Annotated in this window: 19 protein-coding genes and 3 other annotated features; of the genes, 11 read left to right on the top strand and 8 right to left on the bottom strand. The window is 43.1% G+C overall.

Translation table 11 applies throughout. From position 1 onward, the window contains the following. Window positions 1–11 precede the first annotated feature (11 nt). From AC0VX1_RS20475 to AC0VX1_RS20465, 3 genes are all read left to right on the top strand, one after another. Complete coding sequence (locus tag AC0VX1_RS20475; RefSeq protein ID WP_475468625.1) at window positions 12–1,337, top strand: peptidase; 1,326 nt, start codon at window positions 12–14, stop codon at window positions 1,335–1,337. A gap of 114 nt (window positions 1,338–1,451) precedes the next feature. Continuing rightward, window positions 1,452–2,951 carry an amino acid permease gene (locus tag AC0VX1_RS20470; RefSeq protein ID WP_413004769.1) on the top strand — a complete coding sequence of 500 codons (1,500 nt, stop codon included), beginning with the start codon at window positions 1,452–1,454 and terminating at the stop codon, window positions 2,949–2,951. Window positions 2,952–3,146: 195 nt separating this feature from the next. Then, a complete protein-coding gene (locus tag AC0VX1_RS20465) occupies window positions 3,147–3,782 on the top strand; it encodes a DUF7010 family protein (protein ID WP_475468622.1) in 636 nt (211 codons plus the stop codon). 40 nt (window positions 3,783–3,822) lie between these two features. On the opposite strand, the gene AC0VX1_RS20460 is transcribed toward AC0VX1_RS20465, so the two are convergent. Beyond that, window positions 3,823–4,098: a hypothetical protein gene (locus tag AC0VX1_RS20460; protein ID WP_413009260.1), complete on the bottom strand. Its 276-nt coding sequence runs from the start codon at window positions 4,096–4,098 to the stop codon at window positions 3,823–3,825. 110 nt (window positions 4,099–4,208) lie between these two features. Next, window positions 4,209–4,429, top strand: a binding site (T-box leader). A 30-nt stretch (window positions 4,430–4,459) separates the two neighbouring features. Next, window positions 4,460–4,680: a binding site (T-box leader), on the top strand. 31 nt (window positions 4,681–4,711) lie between these two features. Continuing rightward, window positions 4,712–4,934 (top strand) — a binding site (T-box leader). Between the two features lie 60 nt (window positions 4,935–4,994). Between AC0VX1_RS20460 and thrS the strand changes: the two genes are divergently transcribed. Then, complete coding sequence (gene thrS / locus AC0VX1_RS20455) at window positions 4,995–6,902, top strand: threonine--tRNA ligase (protein ID WP_475471844.1); 1,908 nt, start codon at window positions 4,995–4,997, stop codon at window positions 6,900–6,902. Window positions 6,903–7,110: 208 nt separating this feature from the next. Here the strand turns inward: thrS and AC0VX1_RS20450 are convergent, their stop codons facing one another. Both AC0VX1_RS20450 and AC0VX1_RS20445 read right to left on the bottom strand, forming a co-directional pair. Further along, complete coding sequence (locus AC0VX1_RS20450) at window positions 7,111–7,758, bottom strand: hypothetical protein (RefSeq protein ID WP_475468620.1); 648 nt, start codon at window positions 7,756–7,758, stop codon at window positions 7,111–7,113. 106 nt (window positions 7,759–7,864) lie between these two features. Further along, the gene (locus AC0VX1_RS20445) at window positions 7,865–8,491 is read right to left on the bottom strand and encodes a LysE family transporter (RefSeq protein WP_268564380.1); all 627 of its coding nucleotides are present in this window, start codon (window positions 8,489–8,491) and stop codon (window positions 7,865–7,867) included. A 233-nt stretch (window positions 8,492–8,724) separates the two neighbouring features. Here AC0VX1_RS20445 and asnA point away from each other — a divergent pair, with 233 nt between their 5' ends. From asnA to AC0VX1_RS20425, 4 genes are all read left to right on the top strand, one after another. After that, complete coding sequence (gene asnA / locus AC0VX1_RS20440) at window positions 8,725–9,720, top strand: aspartate--ammonia ligase (protein WP_475471842.1); 996 nt, start codon at window positions 8,725–8,727, stop codon at window positions 9,718–9,720. A gap of 341 nt (window positions 9,721–10,061) precedes the next feature. Continuing rightward, the gene (locus AC0VX1_RS20435) at window positions 10,062–11,294 is read left to right on the top strand and encodes an MFS transporter (protein ID WP_413009265.1); all 1,233 of its coding nucleotides are present in this window, start codon (window positions 10,062–10,064) and stop codon (window positions 11,292–11,294) included. Between the two features lie 143 nt (window positions 11,295–11,437). Continuing rightward, on the top strand, window positions 11,438–12,070 hold the full coding sequence (locus AC0VX1_RS20430) for a LysE family transporter (RefSeq protein ID WP_475468617.1): 633 nt from the start codon (window positions 11,438–11,440) through the stop codon (window positions 12,068–12,070). 103 nt (window positions 12,071–12,173) lie between these two features. After that, a complete protein-coding gene (locus tag AC0VX1_RS20425) occupies window positions 12,174–13,592 on the top strand; it encodes an amino acid permease (RefSeq protein ID WP_098865505.1) in 1,419 nt (472 codons plus the stop codon). Between the two features lie 45 nt (window positions 13,593–13,637). Here the strand turns inward: AC0VX1_RS20425 and AC0VX1_RS20420 are convergent, their stop codons facing one another. Together AC0VX1_RS20420 and AC0VX1_RS20415 are read right to left on the bottom strand one after the other, a co-directional pair. Beyond that, window positions 13,638–15,311, bottom strand: a complete 1,674-nt coding sequence (locus tag AC0VX1_RS20420) for a ribonuclease J (protein ID WP_475468615.1) — start codon at window positions 15,309–15,311, stop codon at window positions 13,638–13,640. 143 nt (window positions 15,312–15,454) lie between these two features. Further along, window positions 15,455–16,348: a TetR/AcrR family transcriptional regulator gene (locus AC0VX1_RS20415; RefSeq protein WP_475468613.1), complete on the bottom strand. Its 894-nt coding sequence runs from the start codon at window positions 16,346–16,348 to the stop codon at window positions 15,455–15,457. Between the two features lie 257 nt (window positions 16,349–16,605). Between AC0VX1_RS20415 and AC0VX1_RS20410 the strand changes: the two genes are divergently transcribed. Then, on the top strand, window positions 16,606–18,054 hold the full coding sequence (locus tag AC0VX1_RS20410; RefSeq protein ID WP_475471840.1) for a DHA2 family efflux MFS transporter permease subunit: 1,449 nt from the start codon (window positions 16,606–16,608) through the stop codon (window positions 18,052–18,054). A 310-nt stretch (window positions 18,055–18,364) separates the two neighbouring features. Beyond that, window positions 18,365–19,066 carry an alpha/beta fold hydrolase gene (locus AC0VX1_RS20405; protein WP_475468612.1) on the top strand — a complete coding sequence of 234 codons (702 nt, stop codon included), beginning with the start codon at window positions 18,365–18,367 and terminating at the stop codon, window positions 19,064–19,066. A 33-nt stretch (window positions 19,067–19,099) separates the two neighbouring features. Here AC0VX1_RS20405 and AC0VX1_RS20400 read toward each other — a convergent pair whose 3' ends face one another. After that, complete coding sequence (locus tag AC0VX1_RS20400; RefSeq protein WP_475468610.1) at window positions 19,100–19,714, bottom strand: TetR/AcrR family transcriptional regulator; 615 nt, start codon at window positions 19,712–19,714, stop codon at window positions 19,100–19,102. A 190-nt stretch (window positions 19,715–19,904) separates the two neighbouring features. On the opposite strand from AC0VX1_RS20400, the gene AC0VX1_RS20395 reads away from it, so the two are divergent. Then, a complete protein-coding gene (locus AC0VX1_RS20395; protein ID WP_034309660.1) occupies window positions 19,905–20,663 on the top strand; it encodes an SDR family oxidoreductase in 759 nt (252 codons plus the stop codon). 353 nt (window positions 20,664–21,016) lie between these two features. Here AC0VX1_RS20395 and AC0VX1_RS20390 read toward each other — a convergent pair whose 3' ends face one another. After that, window positions 21,017–21,718, bottom strand: a complete 702-nt coding sequence (locus AC0VX1_RS20390; RefSeq protein WP_034309657.1) for a FadR/GntR family transcriptional regulator — start codon at window positions 21,716–21,718, stop codon at window positions 21,017–21,019. Between the two features lie 152 nt (window positions 21,719–21,870). After that, a complete protein-coding gene (gene gudD / locus AC0VX1_RS20385) occupies window positions 21,871–23,229 on the bottom strand; it encodes a glucarate dehydratase (RefSeq protein ID WP_475468608.1) in 1,359 nt (452 codons plus the stop codon). Between the last annotated feature and the right edge of the window lie 12 nt (window positions 23,230–23,241).

The raw sequence follows: 23,241 nt of genomic DNA, 5'->3' as shown, positions 1-23,241 counted from the left end.
GGAGGATAAATGTGCCGGATATAAAAAAACGGATAAACCAATGGATAGAGGATCATCGGGAAGAAGGAACAAACCTATTGCAAAAAATGGTACAAGCCCCGAGTACACAAGGAAATGAAGCAGGGGCACAGGCCATCGTCGCCCAAAAGCTGCAGGAAATGGGTTTGCAGATCGATAGTTGGGAACCTGACGGCGGAGAGTTGAAAAAGCATTCTTATTTCTATTCTCCACGCAGTGAATTTTCCAACAGCCCCAATGTGGTAGGTATCATGAAAGGGACTGGAGGCGGCCGTTCCATCATCTTGAACGGACACATCGATGTGGTTCCAGACGGAGACCGAGATCAGTGGGACGACGACCCATATAGCGGAGCGATTAAGAATGGAAGGATGTTTGGACGCGGCGTAACCGATATGAAGGGTGGAAATGTTTCGCTGATCCTGGCGATGCAGGCTTTGAAGGAAAATGGCATCCAATTAAAAGGAGATGTCATTTTTCAAAGTGTGATTGAAGAAGAAAGCGGCGGTGCCGGAACATTAGCGGCTGTCCTGAGGGGATATAAAGCCGATGCCGCCCTGATCCCTGAACCGACGAATATGAGGATCTTCCCAAAACAGCAGGGTTCGATGTGGTTCCGAATCCATGTTAAAGGACGGTCAGCCCATGGCGGAACGAGGTATGAAGGCGTTAGTGCGATTGAAAAAAGCATGACCGTCATCAATCATATTCGTGCCTTGGAAGAAAAGCGAAATGCACGTATCAGTGATCCGCTTTATCAGAACACGCCCATTCCGATTCCAATCAATCTAGGCGTCATTGAAGGCGGTAATTGGCCGTCATCCGTTCCCGACCTTGTGAAAGTCGAAGGAAGGATGGGTGTTGCGCCGGAGGAAACGATGGAGCAGGCGAAAGACGAAATGGCGGCCTGGTTATTGCAGCTCGGGGAAGCGGACCAATGGTTCAAGGAAAACCCGCCCGTATTGGAATGGTTCGGGGCACGCTGGGTTCCGGGGTCAATTGATGTAGAGCATGAACTGATGAATGCACTTGTTCATCAATATCGGCAGGTTGCCGGACAGGACCCGGTCATTGAAGCCTCCCCTTGGGGAACGGACGGGGGATTGCTGACACATGTCGGTGAAACGCCAGCAATCGTTTTCGGACCGGGAGTAACCGAGGTTGCCCACTATCCAAATGAATACATCCTGCTCGACAACGTGTTCTCCACAGCCGAAATCATTGCGCTCACTCTAATTCAATGGTGTGGAATGGAGACTGAGCAGGATGGGGTCACCCAATCCGGGAAGAGGGAGACTATACCGGGAAATGGCAATTGAACTGGATGGCATCCCAGCAAGTGAAGCGAACGATTAAGTCTTTCACAAAGCGGTTGTAAAAAACTCTATTATTCTTGAACTTTTAACTTTAAAAGAAAATGAGGTAGGAACCTTATGGACATGAATCTCATTGATAATGAAGAACCGACAGTTAAAAGGAATCCCATTGATAATCAAGAACCGACAGTTAAAAGGCAACTGAAAGCAAGACATATGACCATGATTGCCATTGGCGGTTCAATAGGAACCGGATTATTCCTGGCGAGCGGGGCAACCATCCAGAGCGCAGGGCCCGGCGGTGCCCTCGCTGCCTATGCCTGCATTGGGATCATGGTTTATTTCCTGATGACGAGCTTAGGGGAAATGGCGACATATATGCCTGTGTCGGGATCCTTTTCCACCTATGCCACACGCTTTGTTGATCCCGCATTCGGCTTTGCACTTGGCTGGAATTACTGGTTTAACTGGGCAGTCACCCTTGCCGTGGAAATAGCTGCAGCAGCCATCATCATGAAATTTTGGCTCCCTGATGTACCTAGCCTGATTTGGAGTGCCTTATTTCTTGGAATCGTCTTCACCCTCAACGCCCTATCCATTAAAAGCTATGGTGAATCTGAATATTGGTTTGCACTAATAAAAGTCGTCGCCATCATTTTCTTCATCATTATTGGTCTATTGACCATATTGGGGGTTTTTGGCGGGAAGGTGATCGGATTTGAAAACTTCACCATGGATGAGGCACCATTCAAGGGAGGATTTTTATCGATCATCTCAATCTTTCTAATCGCGGGATTTTCTTTTCAAGGAACTGAACTTGTTGGTATTGCTGCCGGAGAAAGTGAAGAACCCGAAAAGAATGTTCCGAATGCGATCCGCCAAGTATTTTGGCGCATCCTCTTATTTTACATCGGGGCCATTCTGATACTCGGCCTCTTAATACCGTATACGAGTCCAAGTTTGTTGAACGGAAATGTCGAAAACATTTCTGTAAGCCCTTTCACACTTGTCTTTGAACGGGCAGGGCTGGCATTCGCGGCATCCGTCATGAATGCGGTCGTGTTAACTTCCTTACTGTCCGCCGGAAACTCGGGGCTATATGCATCAACGCGGATGTTATGGTCGATGGCAAAAGATCATCAAGCTCCCAAATTCCTGGCCAAAGTCAACCGCAGGGGGATCCCGATGAATGCCTTGATCATGACATCTATAATTGGGGGATTCGCCTTCTTGACCTCCATTTTCGGGGACCATGTATTTACATGGCTATTGAATGCATCCGGGCTGACTGGCTTCATCGCCTGGATTGGAATCGCCATAAGCCATTATCGCTTTAGACGAGCCTATGTTGCACAGGGTGGTGACCTGAACGAACTCAAATATAAAGCAAAATGGTTTCCATTCGGTCCGATTCTTTCATTCACCCTGTGCATACTCGTCATAGCAGGACAGAACTATGGAGCATTCCTAAGCGGCAGCATCGACTGGTATGGAGTCGCCGTCTCCTATATCGGATTACCGATATTCCTGGGAGTCTGGCTAGGATACAAGATTTATCACAAGACCAAATTAATAGCATTAAAAGATTGTCAATTCGATAAATCAGATGTGGCTTGATACCACTGGAAAAAACCTGAGCTTCCCTTTGGGGACTCAGGTTTTCTTATGAAGATTTGTATCGAAATCGAATTATATCTGCGAAAAACGGAATATATCTGCGAAAATCGAATTATATCTGCGAAACGGCCATTATCTTATCTCAAATCATTTTTTTATAGCTGAATAATTGGGGAAGTGGTGCAATATTATTCTATGTACGATTATACTGTGGATGAAAGGAAACTGATGATGAAAGAGGCGTTTCGCGGTTCTGGAATTGGAGTCATTTTCATGGCGGTCTTCGGAACACTGTGGGCGGGTACCGGTGTAATGGGATTGCAGGGGTGGGGGTTTCCCTACGTGGAACTCGCAGCCATATTCGTGGGAATCATCATGGTTATCGTTGGCATTTCATTAATACATGCATCACAAAAAATGTCCAATCAAGTTTCAGATGATGGGGCAAGACGTCTTAAGCGTATCGGATTTTTGTTTAATATGGTCTTCATTGCCGAAGGTTTGCTGATTGGGATTGCCATTGCCATCTGTAACTTGATCAATCAGACCGATCTTATACCGGGAGTCATCGCCATTATTGTAGGGATTCATTTTTTACCATTGGCGTCACTTTTCCAAATCAAGGTTTATTATGCAACAGGTATGCTTCTCTGTTTATTGGCGCTTATTACATGGCTGATTGTGCCAGACACCGTCATGGTTGGGGAGCATCAAATCCTTGTACCGTTATCATTGCTCGGCTTTGGATGCGCGCTAATACTCTGGACCACTGGACTTACGCTATGGCTTGGAATAAAGAATTCAAGCCGAATGATAACCGATGAAGAATGAATCAATAAAAAAAACCGTCATGGTGAACGGGTTTTTTCATTTAATTTTTCATCCAGGTCAAGAGCCTGACAATTTGAAATGGTTCATTCCAAACGAGAATGAAACTTAAAAGAAAGAATGCAGCCACAGCCAAAAATTTTGACATTCCTCTTTCATTTTTATATATGGCCCCTAAGCTGCATAACAAACCAATTAGCAACGCACCGAATCCTGAAATCATAAGCAGCTCGGAGGCTTTTGAAAAAGCTAGGGAACAGGAAAATGATAGGATACCAATCACTGCAAATACGATTGACCAATTGCTTAAATGTTTCATAGAAACTCCTTTTTTACTAATTATACCAATTTGGTGTTAGTAATGAAATGAAAAAAATTGAGGTTGTCACTTATGGAAATATATTGTAATATATATAACAATATAAAATTTTAGAAGCATTGATAAGGACATGAATCATTTTTACGGTCTGCAGAGAGGGAAGGGCAGCTGCGAACTTCCTGGCTTAGGAAACTGATTTACCGCCTTTGAGCTATATCGGTGAACAAGAGTAACTGATATCGTCTAAGCTGCGTTACAGCTCCAGAGCCATGAGTATTTTTTGCTTATGGGAAATTGGGTGGAATCACGGGTAAACGCACTCGTCCCTTACATAGGGATGGGTGCGTTTTTTATTATTATAATTATTGCCATGATAAGGACATGAATCATTTTTACGGTCTGCAGAGAGGGAAGGATAGCTGCGAACTTCCTGGCTTAGGAAACTGATTTACCGCCTTTGAGCTATATCGGTGAACAAAAGTAACCGATATCGTCTAAGCTGCGTTACAAGCTCCAGAGCCATGAGTGTTTTTACTTATGGGAAATTGGGTGGAACCACGGGTAAACGCACTCGTCCCTTGCATAGGGATGTGTGCGTTTTTTTCTATATAAAAATATGGCGATGATAAGGACATGAATCATTTTTACGGTCTTCAGAGAGGGAAGGATAGCTGCGAACTTCCTGGCTTAGGAAATTGATTTACCGCCTTTGAGCTATATCGGTGAACAAAAAGTAACTGATATCGTCTAAGCTGCGTTACAAGCTCCAGAGCCATGAGTGTTTTTTACTTATGGGAAGTTGGGTGGAACCACGGGTAAACGCACTCGTCCCTTGCATAGGGATGTGTGCGTTTTTTTATTACTTAAAAAGGGGTGTTTATGTGATGGGTGAAAAAATGATTAAAGTTCAATTCCCGGATGGGCAGCAAAAGGAGTATCCGCAAGGGATCACAGTGGAAAGTGTGGCAGGCTCAATCAGCCCAAGTTTAAGGAAAAAGGCAGTAGCTGGAAAACTGGATAAGCAATTGGTTAATTTAAGTCATAAGCTTAATAAGGATGGCGAACTGTCGATCTTGACTCTCGATTCGGTTGAAGGATTACACGTATTGCGACATACAGCGGCGCATGTTTTGGCACAGGCTGTGAAAAGATTATACAAAAATGTGGAATTAGGGATGGGACCAGTCGTGGAAGACGGTTTTTACTATGATTTTAAGTTAGATCATCCTTTGAGCTCAGAAGATCTGCAGGCCATTGAAAAAGAGATGGAACATATCATAAGTGAAAATCTGGAAATTAAAAGGATCGAAGTAACTTATGAAAAAGCTGTGAAGTTATTCGAGGGCAGAGGGGAGTCATTCAAGTTGGATATAGCAAAGAACATCCCCAATGGTGAAAAATTAACGCTCTATCAACAGGGGGAATTCATCGATCTTTGCATAGGGCCGCACCTTCCATCCACATCATTTGTAAAATCATTCAGATTGACTCGTGTATCTGGTGCCTATTGGCGGGGAGACAATCAAAATGAAGTTCTCCAAAGGGTGTATGGCGTGGCTTTTCGAAAGAATAAGGATTTACAGGATCATTTTAAATTCCTGGAAGAAGCGGCCAAACGCGACCACCGTAAATTAGGGAAGCAGTTGGAATTATTCATGTTTTCGGAGGAGGCCCCTGGAATGCCATTTTATTTACCGAAAGGACAAATCGTTAGAAATGAATTGGAGAAGTTCTCGCGGGAGCTTCAGACTGAAGCTGATTATGACGAAGTTCGGACTCCTTTCATGATGAACCAGCGGTTATGGGAACAATCGGGCCACTGGGATCATTATCACGAGAATATGTACTTCACTGAGGTGGATCAAACAAAATTCGCGATGAAGCCAATGAACTGTCCGGGTCATATGCTTATTTTCAAAAACAGTCTTTATTCTTACAGGGATTTACCCATCCGGATGGCCGAATTCGGTCAAGTCCACCGTCATGAATATAGCGGTGCATTGAACGGGATGCTGCGTGTCCGTACATTTTGTCAGGATGATGCCCACATCTATGTACGGCAGGATCAAATCGAAAGTGAAATTAAACAAGTGTTTCATCTGATCGATAAGGTGTATCGCACTTTTGGATTCGAGTATTCCGTGGAGCTCTCGACTCGTCCTGAGGATTCAATGGGCGATGATTCCCTTTGGGAAGCTTCTGAAACAGCTTTGAAAAATGTTCTGGAAAGCATCGGGATACAATATCAAGTAAATGAAGGAGACGGGGCATTTTATGGACCGAAAATTGATTTTCATATTAAAGATGCATTAAAACGAAGCCACCAATGTGCAACAATCCAACTTGATTTTCAAATGCCCGACAAATTTGATCTGACTTACATCGATGAAAATAATGAAAAAGTCCGTCCGGTCGTCATTCATCGTGCCATCTTTGGATCGATCGATCGATTTTTTGGAATCCTCATAGAACATTTTGCCGGTGCTTTTCCGGTATGGCTCGCCCCGGTGCAAGTACAGATCATCCCAGTCTCACAAGTTCATCTGGATTATTGTTTACAGGTTCAAAATGCACTGAAGAATCAAGGCATAAGAGTGAAAATCGATGATCGGAATGAAAAGCTGGGGTATAAAGTCAGGGAAGCACAGATGGGGAAAATCCCATATATGCTGGTCCTTGGAGATAAAGAAGAGAAAGAAAATGAAGTAAATGTCCGGAAATACGGGGAACAAGAATTTGAAAATGTCACAATAGAAACGTTCATCAAGAAAATGGTCCAGCAAATAAAAGAACGCAGCATCTAACAAGAAAGCAGCTTAAATTGGAACTCACGAGTAAAAGGCCGGAATTCACGAGTAAAAGGCCGGAATTCACGAGTAAAAGGCCGGAACTCACGAGTAAAAGGCCGAAATTCACGAGTAAAAGCCCAATTCACGAGTAAAAGCGAGGACCTCACGAGTAAAAGTGCGAAATAGAATAAAAAAGACAGCCGAATAAATCGGCTGTTTCTTTTTATCTACAAATCCATACCCAGCCAACACTAGGAATGAACTGCTGAAAACAGTTACCCCCAGGGCCGCCATGCCCGCCACTATGATCGCCGCCATGACCACCGCCTTGTCCGCCGCCTTGTCCGAGGCCATGCCCGCCACCATGCCCGCCGCCATGCCCGCCGCCTTGTCCGAGGCCATGCCCGCCACCTTGTCCGCCGCCATGCCCGCCACCATGCCCGCCGCCTTGTCCGCCACCATGCCCGCCGCCATGCCCGCCACCATGATCGCCACCATGCCCGCCGCTATGCCCGCCGCCTTGTCCACCGCCATGACCTTCGACAGGGCATGTTAATCCTAGGTATTGTAATCCAACTATATCTGTATGATGTACCTCATTTGGTATGCCGCCTTCGAGTATCTGTACCATTCCAGTAGTATTATTTATCCCCATTAAAATAAAGGTGTGCTGGGTGTTACCCCAAAATCCTCTGAAGCAATGACCTTGCCGGCCTGCGTTTAAATGGCTCTGGATAGTGGCTACTGGAACCAGTGTTTGTACTGAGAGTCTGTCATCATAATAAGGCAAATAAGCATAAGAATCATCGTAATAATATGGAGCAGTATAATATGGAACAGTATAAGGGTAATAGCCGTCATCTATGAACAATGAGGGATAAGTGTCCGACATGGACAAAGAAGGATAATAAAATAGGCGGCCTATTTTATATAAAAGCAAGAAATTTATTCGAATTCCCGAGTAATTGCTCAACTTCTTATGTAAATAAAACCTTTGCTGCCTGGATGGCAAAGTATATGCCGATCCCTATAAGGGATATCCCCGAAATGATCGAGATGCCCATTAGAATGGGCTTGGATAAAAAGCGTCTGAAGGTGCTGGCGATGATGGCCATTATGAAATCCCAGATTAAGAGGCCGATAAGGATTCCTGAGCTGTATAAAAGTAAATGATCCATATCATATTTTGAAGCGGAGTTTGCGAGAATGGATCCGTAAATCCCCAGCCAAAACAAAATGGATAAAGGATTCGAAAGGGACATGATGAATCCTGTCAGGAATGAAGAGAAAAGGGAGTCTTTCGCTTTTCGTGCATTCACTTCAATCTTACCTGCACTTAGCAGACTTTCGATTCCGGTATAGGTCAGGACGAAAAATCCAAAAAGCCATAAAAATGTCTTCATGAAGGAGTTGTCCAAAAAGTGGACGACACCGAAAAAGACGAGGGCTATAAAAACAAAATCCGCTAAAATGGCACCCCAGCCAAATACCCAGGCATGCCAAAAACCCTTCTTGATTCCTTTGTCCAATTGGGCAGCGTTTATGGGACCGATAGGAGCCGCCAGTGATAAACCTAATAATACAAAGCTGAAAAAAACACCCAATTCATCACCTCATCGTTTATACATCTTCGCTTATTTGAATGTATTCAAACATTTGGACTTGTACCACCTTTTTAGTTCTATTTCTTGAGTTTAGTCCGCCTTGCCTGACCTGGTATTTTTGTAACAACACAGAAAACTCCTTCATAATGTAATTTAGTCAAATGGAAAGACGCCTATTTTAGTGCATGCGCTATTTAAAGCGGAATTGGAGGAGAATTATGCCTGAATTATCAATGCCGAATAAATACAAAACAATTCTTGATATCATGCATACTGATATTGCAATAAATGAAATGAAGGATCATTTTGAAGAAGGACTTTCAAATGCGTTAAACCTTATTAAAGTATCAGCCCCTTTCGTTTTACATGAAGGTAATGGTATCAATGACAATTTAAATGGTGTGGAGCGGATTCTTACCTTTGATGCTCTGGATATTAAGGATAAACAAATAGAAGTGGTTCAATCTTTGGCAAAGTGGAAAAGAATCACTCTTTCTAGGTATGGTTTGGCTTGTGATGAAGGCATTTACACGAATATGAATGCAATAAGACGTGATGAAAAACTGGATCATTTACACTCGTTATTTGTAGATCAATGGGACTGGGAGAAAGTCATAACGAAAGAACAACGTAACGTGGATACATTAATATCCGAAGTGAAAAAAATATATAGTGCCATTAAATCGACCGAACGTTATATGTTTGAATTCCATCATCTGCTTAAGCCTGTGTTACCTGAGGACATTCACTTCATTACGACCCAGGAGTTGGAGGATTTATACCCGGATCTTACTCCGAAGGAAAGAGAGAACGTGGCAGCGAAGAAATATGGTGCAATTTTCATTATGAAAATTGGAGGAGCTTTACAATCGGGGGAAAAGCATGATGGACGTTCACCGGATTATGATGATTGGGATCTAAATGGAGATATCGTTTTATGGAACCCACTCTTGGAATGTGCTTTTGAGGTTTCTTCAATGGGCATTCGAGTAGATGAAATGTCATTGTTAAAACAATTAAGATTATCCAAAAATGAAAATCGTAAGGCACTCGATTATCATAAGTCCGTATTGGAAGGAAAGCTTCCGTATTCAATAGGCGGGGGAATAGGTCAATCCAGATTATGCATGTTTTTGTTGAAGAAAGCACATATTGGCGAGGTTCAGGTATCGGTATGGAATGACCAAATAATAGAGGAATGTGAAAAAAGGAATATTATTCTTTTATAAAGACGAAAGCGGGAAACCCTTTTCAAACAGAATGGTTAGACTGTAGGCCAAAGGAATTCTATTCAGATTTTTAAACATAGTTGATTGAAGCGAGTCCCTACGTTCTAATCAACATCCAAATTTGTACAAGCAAAAAAAGATAGACCATTCTTAAACAGAATGGTTTTATTGTTTTAAAGGGAATAGGGGGTAATTTTGGGAGAAGCGCAACTGAATAAATGTTTCTGCACTATAACATAATAATTTAAGACATCTAATATATGATGGCAAAACAAATTGGTTTCAAAAATGGTTACCTTTTATGCAATAAGTTGCTTTTATAATGGATGAGGAGTGTAAGTATGGAAGGTCATGAGAAGCAAAATAAAGATGTAAGCGTGTGGTGCCTGATCAGTATGGCATCGATTCCATTGGTTATGACACTTGGAAATTCAATGCTTATCCCGGTTTTGCCCATTTTCGAGGAAAAGGTGGGGATATCTTCATTTCAATCAAGCATGGTGATAACAAGCTATTCCGTTGCATCCATCTTTTTAATTCCCATTGCAGGTTATTTATCAGATCGATTCGGACGGAAAATGGTCATTCTGCCAAGCTTGATCCTGGCCCTTATCGGTGGTTTGATCGCTGGTTATGCGTCATGGAAAATGGAAAATCCCTATACATGGATCATCATTGGGAGGGTATTGCAAGGGATTGGGGCGTCTGGTGCCTCACCAATCATTTTGCCTCTGGTGGGGGATTTATACAAAGATGATGATGAAAAAACGAGTTCTTGTTTGGGAATCATAGAAACCTCGAATACGTTTGGGAAAGTGCTTAGTCCAATATTGGGTTCCCTGTTTGCTGCATTTATTTGGTTTTTACCATTCTTCTCGATTTCATTCTTCAGTTTAATATCTATTGTTTTGGTCTTTTTCTTTATAAAGGTACCAAAGGAGAAGGATGAGCCGAAGAAATTCAAGGATTTCTGGCATGATACGAAAAAAATATTCAAGAAGGAAGGAAAATGGTTATATACGGTTTTCCTGATTGGTGTCTTTGTCATGTTGGTTTTGTTCGGTGTTCTTTTCTTTTTGTCTGATAATCTGGAAAAAATCCATGATTTGCATGGTATCAAAAAAGGTTTAGTGATAGCGATCCCGCTATTTTTTCTTTGCGTATCTTCTTATGTTGCAGGGAAAAAAATCAAGGGGGAATTACCAATCATGAAAAAGATCATCATGATCAGTTTAGCTGTCCTTTCAATCAGCCTTGTATTTGTCGGTTTTACTAAAAACAGGGTCGTCCTTCTATTGATAATAACAAGCTTGGTGGGCATAGCAATTGGTGCGTTATTGCCGACACTCGACGCAATCATCACTCAAAATATAGAAAAGGAACAGCGGGGGACGATAACCTCCTTCTACATGTCATCAAGGTTCATCGGCGTTGCGGCAGGCCCTCCGGTCATGTCCCTTGTCATGAAAAATCATATCAATATGACCTATATCATTTCTGGGGTCATCGGTATAGGCATCGTATTGATTGTTATGAAATTCATTAGTTCAGACAAAAAAGAAGCTGCTGCCTGATCGGCTTCAATCCATCTCCAAAAAGCCGGGCTTTCCCACGGCTTTTTTTGTGAATCGGGAAATTTTTTTTGCATGTGGTTATAGGCAGAGGGTTGTCACATAAAATGTACAAGTCATGAACTAGCTCAAAGGAGTGATGCTTTTTGAGTGTACATTTACTGCTAAGTTACTTTTTCTTAGGACTTACCCTTGCAGCACCGATCGGCCCGGTGAACTCCGCTCGTATCGATAAAGGAATCAAGAACGGGTTTTGGCACGCCTGGATCGTTGGGGCAGGGTCCATGATCGCAGATGCCTTGTTCATGATTTTAGTATATGTAGGAATGGTACGATTTTTAGAAATCCCGATCGTCCAGATATTTCTTTGGCTTTTTGGCGGTTTTGTGCTTATTTATTCCGGGGTCGAAAGTGTATTACGGGTTAATACGATATTATTAAATGAATACAGGAATAGAGATTCTTTAATTTCCTGTTTTTTGACCGGGTTCATCATGTCCGTGACAAGCCCATTGTCCATTTTATTTTGGTTGGGGATTTATGGATCTGTTTTAGCTAAAACGGCTTCAAGTTATGGGACATCCCAACTTTTCCTTTATAGCGGGATGATCTTTCTTGGTCTTACCTGCTGGGATTTTTTTGTAGCAGCATTAACGAATGGATTTCGCAGGTTCTTAAATGAAAAAAGCTTAATGGCCATTTCGATCATCTCTGGATTATCATTGGTCGGCTTTGGGGTTTATTTTGCTTATCAAGGCATTTCTGCAATCCTATCTTAAAGGAGAATGCTTCAGGTTATTACATAGGGTATTTGAAAACTTCTTCCTTGCATAATTCATTGTGGCATTATCAACACTATGAATGATGGAAGGGGGTAATGTTATGACAACAAAAGCCAATTGCAGTTCAGCGAAAGGAAAGGCTGTCCAAGATTCCAATGCTTCCGGTGAACAACAGGGCGACATGAAATGGTGGCAGCTATCATTGGTCGGCGTAGGCTGTACGATCGGGACAGGGTATTTCCTCGGATCGACCATAGGGATTAAAACGACTGGGCCATCCATTGTATTTTCATTTGTATTGGCTGCACTGGGTACCTATATCGTTTATAATCTGCTTGCCAAGATGACGGCTGCCGATCCTCAAGAAGGTTCTTTTTGTTATTATGCCAATAAAGCATTTGGACGATGGGCGGGCTTTAGCTGTGGCTGGAATTATTGGTCCTCCAATATATTGATCATGGGAAGCCAGCTTACTGCGCTTTCGCTATTATCTCAATTTTGGTTCCCGAAAGTGCCGCTTTGGCTATTTGCATCCGGTTTTGCCATTGTTTCAATCGTGGTGGTATTGCTGGGAACAAAAGGGTTCGACAGGGTGGAAAACATCCTTGCTGTAATTAAGACAGCAGCAATCGTAATGTTTATCATCATTGCAATATGTGCCGTTTGCGGCTGGTTCGGTCTTGCTGGAGCGAAACCGCCATCATTTCCGAATACGTTCAATGAATTATTCCCCAAAGGGTTAAAGGGGTTTTGGACATCCCTTATCTATGCCTTTTATGCGTTTGGCGGCATTGAGGTCATTGGATTGATGGCGATGCAGCTTAAAAAGAAAGAAGATGCACCAAAGGCAGGGACGATCATGCTCTTGGTCCTTACCATTATATATGTGGTTTCATTGGGATTAGCCGTAACCATGATTTCGTTAGGGGCATTCAGTGAAAAAGAAAGCCCATTCGTTTCGGCATTGGACAGTTATCACCTGACATTTTTCCCGCACGTTTTTAATGGTGCGATCATCATTGCCGGTTTCTCGACGATGACCGCTTCACTATTCGGTGTAACCAATTTATTGGTAACGCTATCCAATGATGGGAATGCACCCGCATTATTCATGCAAAAGATCAAGAAATTCAAAGATCTTCCGCTGCCGTCACTGGGGCTTGGAGCCTTAGGTCTTTTAGGATCGATCATCACTGCCTTGCTCCTGCCAGGAAAGATTTATGAATACATTACAACATCAGCTGGTATATTGCTTTTGTATAACTGGGCATTCATCATTCTTTCTTCATTCAAAATCTTGGAAAATAAGATGTGGAGTAAGATTACGGCGGTTTTCGGACTGCTTTTAATTTTAGCGGCCGTAAGTGGAACACTGCTTGAAAAAGAGATACGTCCAGGGTTTTTCATCAGCCTTTTATTCATCGTGATCATCGGTCTGGCAGCCCTTTTCATGAAGTTCAAGGTATGGAATAAGAACAAGGCAATGGCTGCAAAAGCGAGTAAATCAGGACTTGATTAAAAAGGAACTCGACTAATTCAAAGTCGAGTTCCTTTCAATTTGGCGCTAAATTTCAATGATTATTGGAAGGATCATTGGTTTTTTCTTAGTTTGATTAAAGAGATATTGCCCCAGTTCCTTCTTAATGGTTTGTTTAATGATGTTCCACCGGTATATTTTTTCACTTTGTAAGTCGTTGACCGTTTTCGTGACAAGACGATTCACATTTTTTAGGAGGTCCTCGGAATTTTGAACATATACAAATCCACGGGAAATGGTATCTGGTCCTGAGACTATTTTTCTTTCTGTCTTGCTTAGTGTTATGACGATGACGAGCATTCCATCTTCGGAAAGCTGCTTACGGTCCCGCAGAACGATTTCTCCAACATCCCCGACGCCAACACCATCGACAAAGGTATTGCCGGCAGCCACCTTTCTTGTTTGACGGGCAACGGAGTTTTCAATATCCACCACATCACCATTATTGATGATGAAAGTATTGTCCTTCTCCACCCCGACAGACTCAGCTAACAATCGATGCTGGTGCAGCATCCGATACTCACCGTGAATCGGGATGAAATACTTAGGTTTCATCAGGGTAAGCATGAGCTTTAACTCTTCCTGATAAGCATGTCCGGATACATGCATGCCCGTTACAGTCCCGGAACCGTAAATGACCTTGGCACCTAGTTGAAACAGGTTGTCGATAATGCGTGAAACATCCCGTTCATTTCCGGGTATTGGTGTGGAGGCAAGAATCACTGTATCATCGGGCAATATGCTCATATCCCGATAATTCGAACTGGAAAGGCGGGAAAGGGCGGCAAACGGCTCTCCTTGACTTCCTGTACATAAAACCGCGACCCTTTCCGGAGCATAACTATCGACTTCTTGTGGTTGGATAAGCATCCCATCAGGAACCTCGAGATAGCCGCGTTCAATGGCAACGGTTACGACGTTCACCATGCTTCGTCCAATCAGGGCTAGTTTCCGGTTTGTCTTCTGTGCAGCGTTCACAACTTGTTGAACACGATTGACATTTGAAGCGAATGTCGAAAGGATGACTTTCTGTTTTGCTTGCATGAAGGCCTCTTCAATATGGCTGCCAACCAGATGCTCCGAGGGACTGGAGCCGGGACGCTCTGCGTTCGTGCTTTCCGATAGTAGAACGAGGACACCTTCACTCCCGATTTTGGCCATTTTATGAATATCGGGATACTGATCATTCATCGGAGTCAAGTCAAACTTGAAGTCCCCTGTATGAACGACCGTACCTTCCGGCGTATACATGGTGACTCCGAGGCAATCGGGAATACTATGATTCGTTTTGAAAAAGTCCAGAACCATTTCCCCGAACTCCAGCTTTGAATCCGAATCGATCTGGATTAATTCCGTATCACCCAAAAGGTTATGTTCTTTTAACTTCAATTCAATCAAACCAAGTGTTAAACGTGTGGCATAAATGGGCACATTCAATTTTTTCAAGAAATAAGGGATACCGCCGATATGATCTTCATGCCCATGAGTCACAATCAAAGCGCGGATCTTCTCCTTATTCTCCTGAAGAAAGGAAATATCAGGAATGATCAAATCGACTCCTAATAAACTTTCATCAGGAAACTTTGCACCACAATCAATAATGACGATATCGTTAGAATATTGAATCACATACATGTTTTTACCGATTTCATTCACTCCGCCCAGAGCCAATATGGACAAAGCATTCTCTTTCACACTCAAGTAGATAGACCTCCCTTTATTATGATAAGGATAGTGTTTCCTTAGGTCGCTTTTATAAAACCAACTCTTTTTTAAAATCAGGCTAATTCAAAAAGCCATAAAAAAAACACCTGCCGCTTTCGGTAGGTGTGTATCTTCAATCTTCATCGGCTCAAGCAAGAATGGATGCTTTCTTCAAAAGTCTCCAATGCTTGGATCTGTGAAGCATATCCGGTTTTCAGAGTGGCCAGCAGACTTTCTATCAGGAATTCTCGCGGTTTGTCTGACTGCATCAGCTCATCTTGGATGAAATCGACCAATTCAATGGCTCTTCTTCGATCTTCATCGCAAGGAATAGCCTTGTTTATCGCTTTTTTCAATTCCGTGGTGGAATGAAGCAAATCATTATGGCAAGCATCAAGCTGGTTTGTGAATTTTGGAAACCATGTATCCATTAATTCCGGGTCAATGATCTGTTCCCCGCTTTCAGCCACTTCATTGACTAAATGGACAATGCGATTCATGCAATAGCGGATAATTTGTATGTCCGGTGTACCGGCGGGATTAGCACGGTAACTAAAATGATTCATGTGGGTCATCATCGAATGATAGATAATGACGCTATCTAAAAGATAGGGTTTTTTACTTTCACCGAAGATATCGATAAAACGGTTATACATCCAGCGTAAGCTCAACAATAGCGTCTTATTGATGAATTGCTTTAATTCTTCATCATTGGAAACACGGACTTCTTCGATCAGGATAAGCAATTTGCTTTGCTTGTTCACCATCAATTGCAGTTCGAGCTGCCGGATGAAAATTTCAATATCGGCGGAATCTTGACCAATCAACAGTTTTTCCCGTTCATGGCGAATCTTTGTATAAAAGGAGCGGAAAATAGCTATAAATAATTCACCCTTCGAAGGGAAATAATTATAAAATGTACCTTTTGATATACCGCTGCCGTCTAAAATGTCTTGAATGGACGTCGCTTGGTAGCCTTTGTCAATAAACAGCTTATGAGCCGTATCGATGACATTCTGCCTTCGATTGTTCATTATATCACCTGATTTTCATTATACTGCTTGTATAAAATTAATCGTACTCCATTTTTCATCACAGCACAAACCCTTATTTAAACCAGTAAATTTTTATTGCAAAAAATGAACTAGGGGTATATTATTGATTTTGTGAGTTTTTAATATACCGCTCGTCTAATTAAATGAACCAATAGTTTGAATGGAGGAATAGATAAAAAGTGAGTACTGCACAAATAAATGAGAAAAAAGGTTCGTATGGCATTTTGGCCATACTGATGGTCGGTGCGTTCATAGCGATACTGAATTCAACCCTTTTAAATATTGCACTGCCATCCATCCAAATAGACCTGGGAATCGAGACTTCCACAGTCCAATGGCTGACAACAGGCTACATGCTCATGAACGGAATCATGATTCCGACAACTGCCTTTTTAATAAAAAAATATTCGGTGCGTAATCTGTTCCTGACAGCCATGCTCCTATTCTCAATCGGGACGATCGTGGCAGGTGTAGCGCATGTATTCCCGCTATTATTGAGCGCACGTATGGTTCAGGCTGCAGGTTCGGCAATCATGATGCCATTATTAATGAACGTACTTTTAACTTCTTTCCCTGTTGAAAAACGGGGCTCGGCAATGGGACTATTCGGTTTGGTCATGATGTTTGCCCCTGCAATCGGGCCGACGCTTTCAGGCTGGATCATCGAACATTATGATTGGAGAATGCTATTCCATTTCATTACTCCGCTAGCCTTACTAGTGCTTATTTTCGGCTTCTTTAAACTTAAAGACCACAAGGAAAAAGTCGATATCTCAATTGATAAAATATCGGTCATCCTTTCAAGCTTAGGCTTCGGCGGTTTGCTTTACGGATTCAGTTCGGCAGGCAGCAAGGGGTGGGATAGCCTTGAGGTATACGGAACACTGATTGTCGGTGCCATCTCCCTGATCCTTTTCATAACACGCCAGCTTAAAATGGAAACACCAATGCTTGAGTTCAATATCTTCAAGCACCCGATGTTCGCTTTATCCGCAACGATCTCAATGGTACTGAACATGGCGCTGTTCTCGGGGATGATCTTAATTCCGATGTACACACAAACAGTACGTGGCATTTCACCATTCGATTCTGGATTATTGATGCTTCCGGGTGCGTTATTAATGGCCCTCATGTCACCGGTCACCGGTAAGCTTTTCGATAAGTTCGGTGCCCGTATCCTTGCTTCAATAGGTTTGCTTATCACCGTGGTAACTACGTATTTGCTAAGTAAATTATCAATGGAAACCACGTATACAGAAATTGTAATCCTGTTTTCCGTTCGTTCCTTCGGGATGTCAATGTCCATGATGCCGATCATGACAAATGGTTTGAACTCGCTGCCAGCCCGCATGAACCCGCACGGTACAGCCATGAATAACACACTGAACCAAATTTCCGGTGCGATCGGTACGGCATTGCTCGTTACGGTCATGTCTAACCGTGCAGCTTCTACTGCCGAAGATTTAATGACGAAAGCGATGAGCAAATTAACAAGCCAGCCCACCGCTGAGATGATGGGTCAAATGAAAGCCCAAATCGGGATGCAGGCAATGCTGGATGGAATTAACTTCTCCTTCTTTGTATCTACCTTCATTGCCGGTGTGGCGCTGATTCTGGCATTATTCATTAAGCGTGCTTGGCCGGCTGAAGAAAAACCAGCTGTGAAAAAAGATCAAACCGCTTAAATGAAACAATATAAGGCCCTATGCCACCTGAATCGTTCAGGCAGCATGGGGCTTTTTCTATTCTGCTTTTCACGTTAAGGCCCGTAACGGAATGTAATTCATGCTGCTGGGGAATGAAACCAAAGGATGAATAAATGGATGAAGGCAGGAATAGAAGGTGTGAAGGCAGAAATGAACAGATGCAGGATGAATAAATGGGTGAAGGCATAAAACGTATAATTTACTTATAGTCAACATAGTATTTTAGAGGTTTTTCCAAAAAATAGATCGGGGTTCAAAATGGCGAATCCGATCCTGGGAGTGAACGGAGATGGAAATTCGGGTTAATCAAATTGAGTTGAATGGACTCACGTTTCAATATCGGGAGTGCGGGGATGTTTCTGCACCACCGCTTGTTGTTCTTCATGCGCTGGGAAAAAGTTCGGAATCATGGGATGAAGCGGCTGCCGCATTAGGAGAAAGTTATCGTGTTTTAGCTTTAGATCAACGGGGCCACGGTGGGAGTGCGAGAACGAATACATATACTTTTGAATCGATGCGTGATGATTTGCTTCTTTTTGCAGATGCGCTTGATTTGGGAAGGTTTTCGCTAATGGGGCATTCCATGGGGGGGACGGTTTCCTATCTTTTCTCGCAAACCTTTCCTTCGAGGATAGAAAGGTTGATTGTCGAAGACACACCGCCTCCTTTCTCGGATAAACCAATGGAGGTTCCTTCCAGGCCTTCTGTCCCACTGCCGTTTGATTGGCAGGTAGTGCCTTCGGTTCTACAGCAGCTTAATGAACCCGATCCCGAATGGTGGGAACGCCTCACCGAAATTATGATGCCGACGCTTGTTATAGGGGGCGGGGCCAGCCATATTCCCCAAAACAAATTGCAGGAGGTTTCCGAGCTTATCCCGAATTGCGAATTGGTGACGATAAAGGATGCCGGACACTTTGTCCATGAAGATGATTTACCAGCTTTCTTGTTTGTTGTAAAAAGGTTTCTTTCCAAAAGGCAGGCGATTTAAAGCAGAAATAAGAGGGTTGCTGGTGCAGCCCTCTTATTTCTGTTTTAAATGGTTTATTTTAAAGACGGCATTTACCGATTTATTATTAAGGATTTCCAGCAGCTGTTCAGCCATATAGTCAGCGCTATATTTAAAGCCAGTGTTGACCCATTCGATGATCATGCCCAATATCGCATATGCTTGGTAACTGGAGGCAAGTTCTTTATTGATCTTAGGGTTCGGCCGGTAATCTTCCAGGTCCTCCACTGGCAGTTTCTTCAACTCATTACAAATCCGTTCCAGTAATGTAGGCCATGCATTCGACTTTAGGATGAGGGTATAAATGTTTGCATGGTTAGCGACATGTTCAAATATTTTGATGACCGAAGCCGTTAGTTCATTGATGGTGAAAGTTTCGGCGTTCTTATAAGGTTCCCGGTAAGATATGATCAAATCGGCAATCACATCCTCCATGACCTCTTCAAGCAGTTCCTCTTTGTACTGATAGTGTTTATAAAATGTACCCCGATTAAGGTCGGCGAGTTCTACAATATCAGTAATCGATATCTCCCTGAAATCCTTACTTTGCATTAAAGAAATGAGGGATTCTTTCAAAGCCATTTTGGATTTCCTGATCCTTCTATCAATCCCAGTAATATTATCAGTCATTTTCTTCATCCTTTGTTCGTTATTGTGCTTTTAATAAACATAGTTACTACTTTCTGTTCATTATTCAACATTGAGGACAGCATTTGCTGATTGTATAAGCCTACTGAAACTAATTATACTATAAAGGAAGGTAGATAATGAACATCTGTACAATAAGTAACGCTTCACTAGAATGAATGGGGGAGTTCAAATGAAATTACAAGACAAAGTTGCCGTTGTGACAGGAGCAGCATCAGGCATGGGGAAACAAATTGCCATAGATTATGCTCGAGAAGGAGCTAAAGTCGTCGTATCGGATTTAAATCTTGATGGTGCGAACGATACGGTGGAAGAAATAAAAGCGAATGGCGGAGTGGCCTTTGCCATTAAAACGAACGTAGCGGTGGAGGAAGATATTCAACATTTGATCGATACCACGGTCAGTACGTATGGAACGGTGGATATTTTGGTGAATAACGCGGGTATCATGGATGGCATGGAACCTGCTGGGGACATTGAAGATTCTAAATGGGATCGGATTTTTGCCATTAACACGACAAGCGTCATGCGTTCGACTAGAAAGGTGATGCCGATTTTTTTAGAAAAACAAAAAGGGGTCATCATCAATATTGCTTCTGCTGGCGGTTTGTACGGTGCCCGGGCTGGTGCTGCTTACACTGCCTCTAAACATGCAGTCGTTGGTTTCACGAAAAACACGGGCTACATGTATGCCAATAAAGGGATTCGCTGCAATGCTATAGCACCAGGCGGAGTTGAAACCAATATTGGTTCCAGCATGACGAATATCAATGAGTTTGGCTTCTCTCGCCAACAACTGGGTATGGCGATCAATCCACGAAACGGCAAACCTGAGGAAATCGCTAAAGTGGCATTATTCCTTGCTTCAGACGATTCCAGTTTTGTTAATGGTACTGTCATTACGGCAGATGCTGGTTGGAGTGCATATTAAGCCATGAATTAAAAAGAATCCATGCATTCCTGCCAGTAAGCAGGGATGCATGTTTTTTTGAGTGGAGCCTTGGCAGGATATTTGGGTGGGGATTGTGGTTAGCTAGAAATTTCCATAAGGAAGGTTTTGACTTCATCGGGTGATTTCAATCGAAAGTGGATTAGTGGGGGCTGGATAGTTCCGCTACTATCCAGTTTTTCTGAAAAAGAATTATGCTATCAATGGATTTAAAAGATAAGTTGAACTCTGAAATCTCGGAAGCAAAATAGGTTCCCTGAAAAAATCCACTTTCCTTATGAAATAGAATCATTGAGTGATCCATTAGTTTGCTGCGGTACCTCGCAAACAATATATTAATGTTCGTGAGAATATTGAAGGACTTTCTGACGGACGTAATCAAGATGCTTGTACATTTGGCTGAATGCTTCATGTGGATCATGTGCTGCAAGTGCAGCATAGATGGCTTTATGATACTTCACGGTCAGTTCCCGTTCCCTGAATTGAATCAAGCTATTTATTTTATTATGAGTGATCAATAAGGAATCGATCATGCCTTCAATGATGGGATTGTTCGCACTTAAAGCGATGATCTTATGGAATTCTTTATCGGCCTCTCCATAATCGTTGTCTTCACTATTGGCAATCGTGTCAATCGTAACCTGCAGTTTCTCCAGTTGCTCGTCTGTGATCTTCTCGGCAGCCATTGTTACTAATCCCAACTCCAAAGCCATTCGCGCTTCGATGATCGCTGGTAAATTATCCGTAGCCAGCGCAAGCATGACAGAGAATGGATGTGTACCGATTTTATCGTTAAAAAAGGTTCCTTCACGCGTTTTCCGCGTAATGACCCCTAGTGTATCAAGGGCACTGAGCGCCTCACGTAAAACAGGCCGGCTTACTTCAAGTTCCTTCATAAGTTCCATTTCAGGAGGCAGTTTGTCGCCCGCTTTCATTTGTCCAGTGACGAGCAGATGCACAATTTGATCCACGACTTGTTGTGAAAGAGTGTTGCGATGTACCGATTGTACGCCTAATTTCTTTGACGATTCTTCCATTGTGTAACCCCTTTTCTGTTAAATCCTATATGTATTCCTACTGTAAGACTAATTATATAATATAATACACTTATTTGCATGTAGACCTATGTCCAAAAAAAGTAAAATGCGCCGCTCTAAAGAGAGAGACGCACGCATTGTTGGAAAAAAAATCATCTGACAAGGCAAGGTGATTTCGGATTGAACTTCCATCCGGAAACCAAGTATTGCATAGCCATTGAATCATCACGGGCACCAAGTCCTTTTTGTTTATAAAGCTGATGTGCCTTCTCGATTTGTTCCATATCCACTTCAATTCCAAGTCCGGGTTTGGAAGGGACATCGACCATTCCGCCGACAATTTTAAAAGGTTCTTTCGTCAAACGCTGCCCATCCTGCCAAATCCAGTGGGTATCGATCGCAGTGATTTTTCCAGGCGCGGCTGCAGCAACGTGTGTAAACATGGCAAGTGAAATGTCAAAGTGATTATTCGAGTGTGATCCCCAAGTCAGGCCCCAGTCGTTACACATTTGAGCGACACGGACGGACCCTTGCATCGTCCAAAAATGCGGATCGGCAAGAGGAATGTCCACTGATTGAAGTTGAATGGAGTGCCCCATTTGCCTCCAGTCCGTTGCAATCATATTCGTAGCGGTTGGGAGGCCCGTTGCACGCCTGAATTCCGTCATGATTTCCCGGGCGGAAAAACCATTCTCCGCTCCGCATGGATCTTCCGCATAAGCCAAAACATGATGTTGATTGCGGCAAAGTTTAATCGCATCCTCAAGCAGCCAGCCGCCATTTGGGTCAAGGGTGATCCTGGCTTCAGGGAAGCGTTCAGCAAGTGCCGTCACCGCTTCGATTTCTTCTTCCCCGCGCAAAACCCCGCCTTTCAATTTAAAATCATTGAATCCATAGCGAGAGTGGGCGGCTTCTGCCAAGCGGACGATCGATTCGGGTGTCAGCGCTTCCTCATGACGGAGGCGAATCCAGTCATCTTCCGCTTCCGGTTCGCTTAAATAACCAAGATCTGTTTTATTGCGGTCGCCTACATAAAATAAGTAGCCCAGCATTTCCACTTTATCACGCTGCTGTCCTTCTCCGAGAAGGGCTGCGACCGGAACACCTAAATGTTGGCCAACTAAATCAAGAAGTGCCGCTTCCAATGCTGTTACGGCATGAATGGCAATACGAAGATCGAACGTCTGAAGGCCGCGCCCCCCAGCATCCCGGTCCGCAAACTGCTTGCGGATGGCATTTAGAATGTTGTTGTATGTCCCGATGGACTGGCCCACAACCAATTCTTTAGCATCTTCGAGTGTCTGGCGGATTTTTTCGCCTCCAGGAACTTCACCTACACCCGTATTACCTGCATTGTCTTTTAGAATGACGATGTTCCGGGTGAAATAAGGAGCATGGGCACCACTCAAGTTCAAAAGCATGCCGTCATGGCCCGCAACTGGAATGACGCTCATTTCGGAAATGACCGGTGTGCCGATTTTTACATGATCCTTTAGCAATTGATTGTTCATGATTTTTCCCCC

The sequence above is a fragment of the Peribacillus sp. QJM3NY_7 genome (assembly GCF_056173225.1).
This window is presented reverse-complemented; position numbering and strand designations above follow the sequence as displayed.

Bases quoted from the DNA above. Each gene is read 5' to 3' on its own strand.
- asnA (WP_475471842.1), top strand. From the start codon at position 8,725: ATGCCGAATAAATACAAAACAATTCTTGATATCATGCATACTGATATT.
- AC0VX1_RS20415 (WP_475468613.1), bottom strand. From the start codon at position 16,348: ATGAACAATCGAAGGCAGAATGTCATCGATACGGCTCATAAGCTGTTT.
- AC0VX1_RS20390 (WP_034309657.1), bottom strand. From the start codon at position 21,718: ATGGAAGAATCGTCAAAGAAATTAGGCGTACAATCGGTACATCGCAAC.
- AC0VX1_RS20470 (WP_413004769.1), top strand. From the start codon at position 1,452: ATGGACATGAATCTCATTGATAATGAAGAACCGACAGTTAAAAGGAAT.
- gudD (WP_475468608.1), bottom strand. From the start codon at position 23,229: ATGAACAATCAATTGCTAAAGGATCATGTAAAAATCGGCACACCGGTC.
- AC0VX1_RS20405 (WP_475468612.1), top strand. From the start codon at position 18,365: ATGGAAATTCGGGTTAATCAAATTGAGTTGAATGGACTCACGTTTCAA.
- AC0VX1_RS20435 (WP_413009265.1), top strand. From the start codon at position 10,062: ATGGAAGGTCATGAGAAGCAAAATAAAGATGTAAGCGTGTGGTGCCTG.
- AC0VX1_RS20410 (WP_475471840.1), top strand. From the start codon at position 16,606: ATGGTCGGTGCGTTCATAGCGATACTGAATTCAACCCTTTTAAATATT.
- AC0VX1_RS20465 (WP_475468622.1), top strand. From the start codon at position 3,147: ATGTACGATTATACTGTGGATGAAAGGAAACTGATGATGAAAGAGGCG.
- AC0VX1_RS20400 (WP_475468610.1), bottom strand. From the start codon at position 19,714: ATGACTGATAATATTACTGGGATTGATAGAAGGATCAGGAAATCCAAA.
- thrS (WP_475471844.1), top strand. From the start codon at position 4,995: ATGATTAAAGTTCAATTCCCGGATGGGCAGCAAAAGGAGTATCCGCAA.
- AC0VX1_RS20395 (WP_034309660.1), top strand. From the start codon at position 19,905: ATGAAATTACAAGACAAAGTTGCCGTTGTGACAGGAGCAGCATCAGGC.
- AC0VX1_RS20425 (WP_098865505.1), top strand. From the start codon at position 12,174: ATGACAACAAAAGCCAATTGCAGTTCAGCGAAAGGAAAGGCTGTCCAA.
- AC0VX1_RS20460 (WP_413009260.1), bottom strand. From the start codon at position 4,098: ATGAAACATTTAAGCAATTGGTCAATCGTATTTGCAGTGATTGGTATC.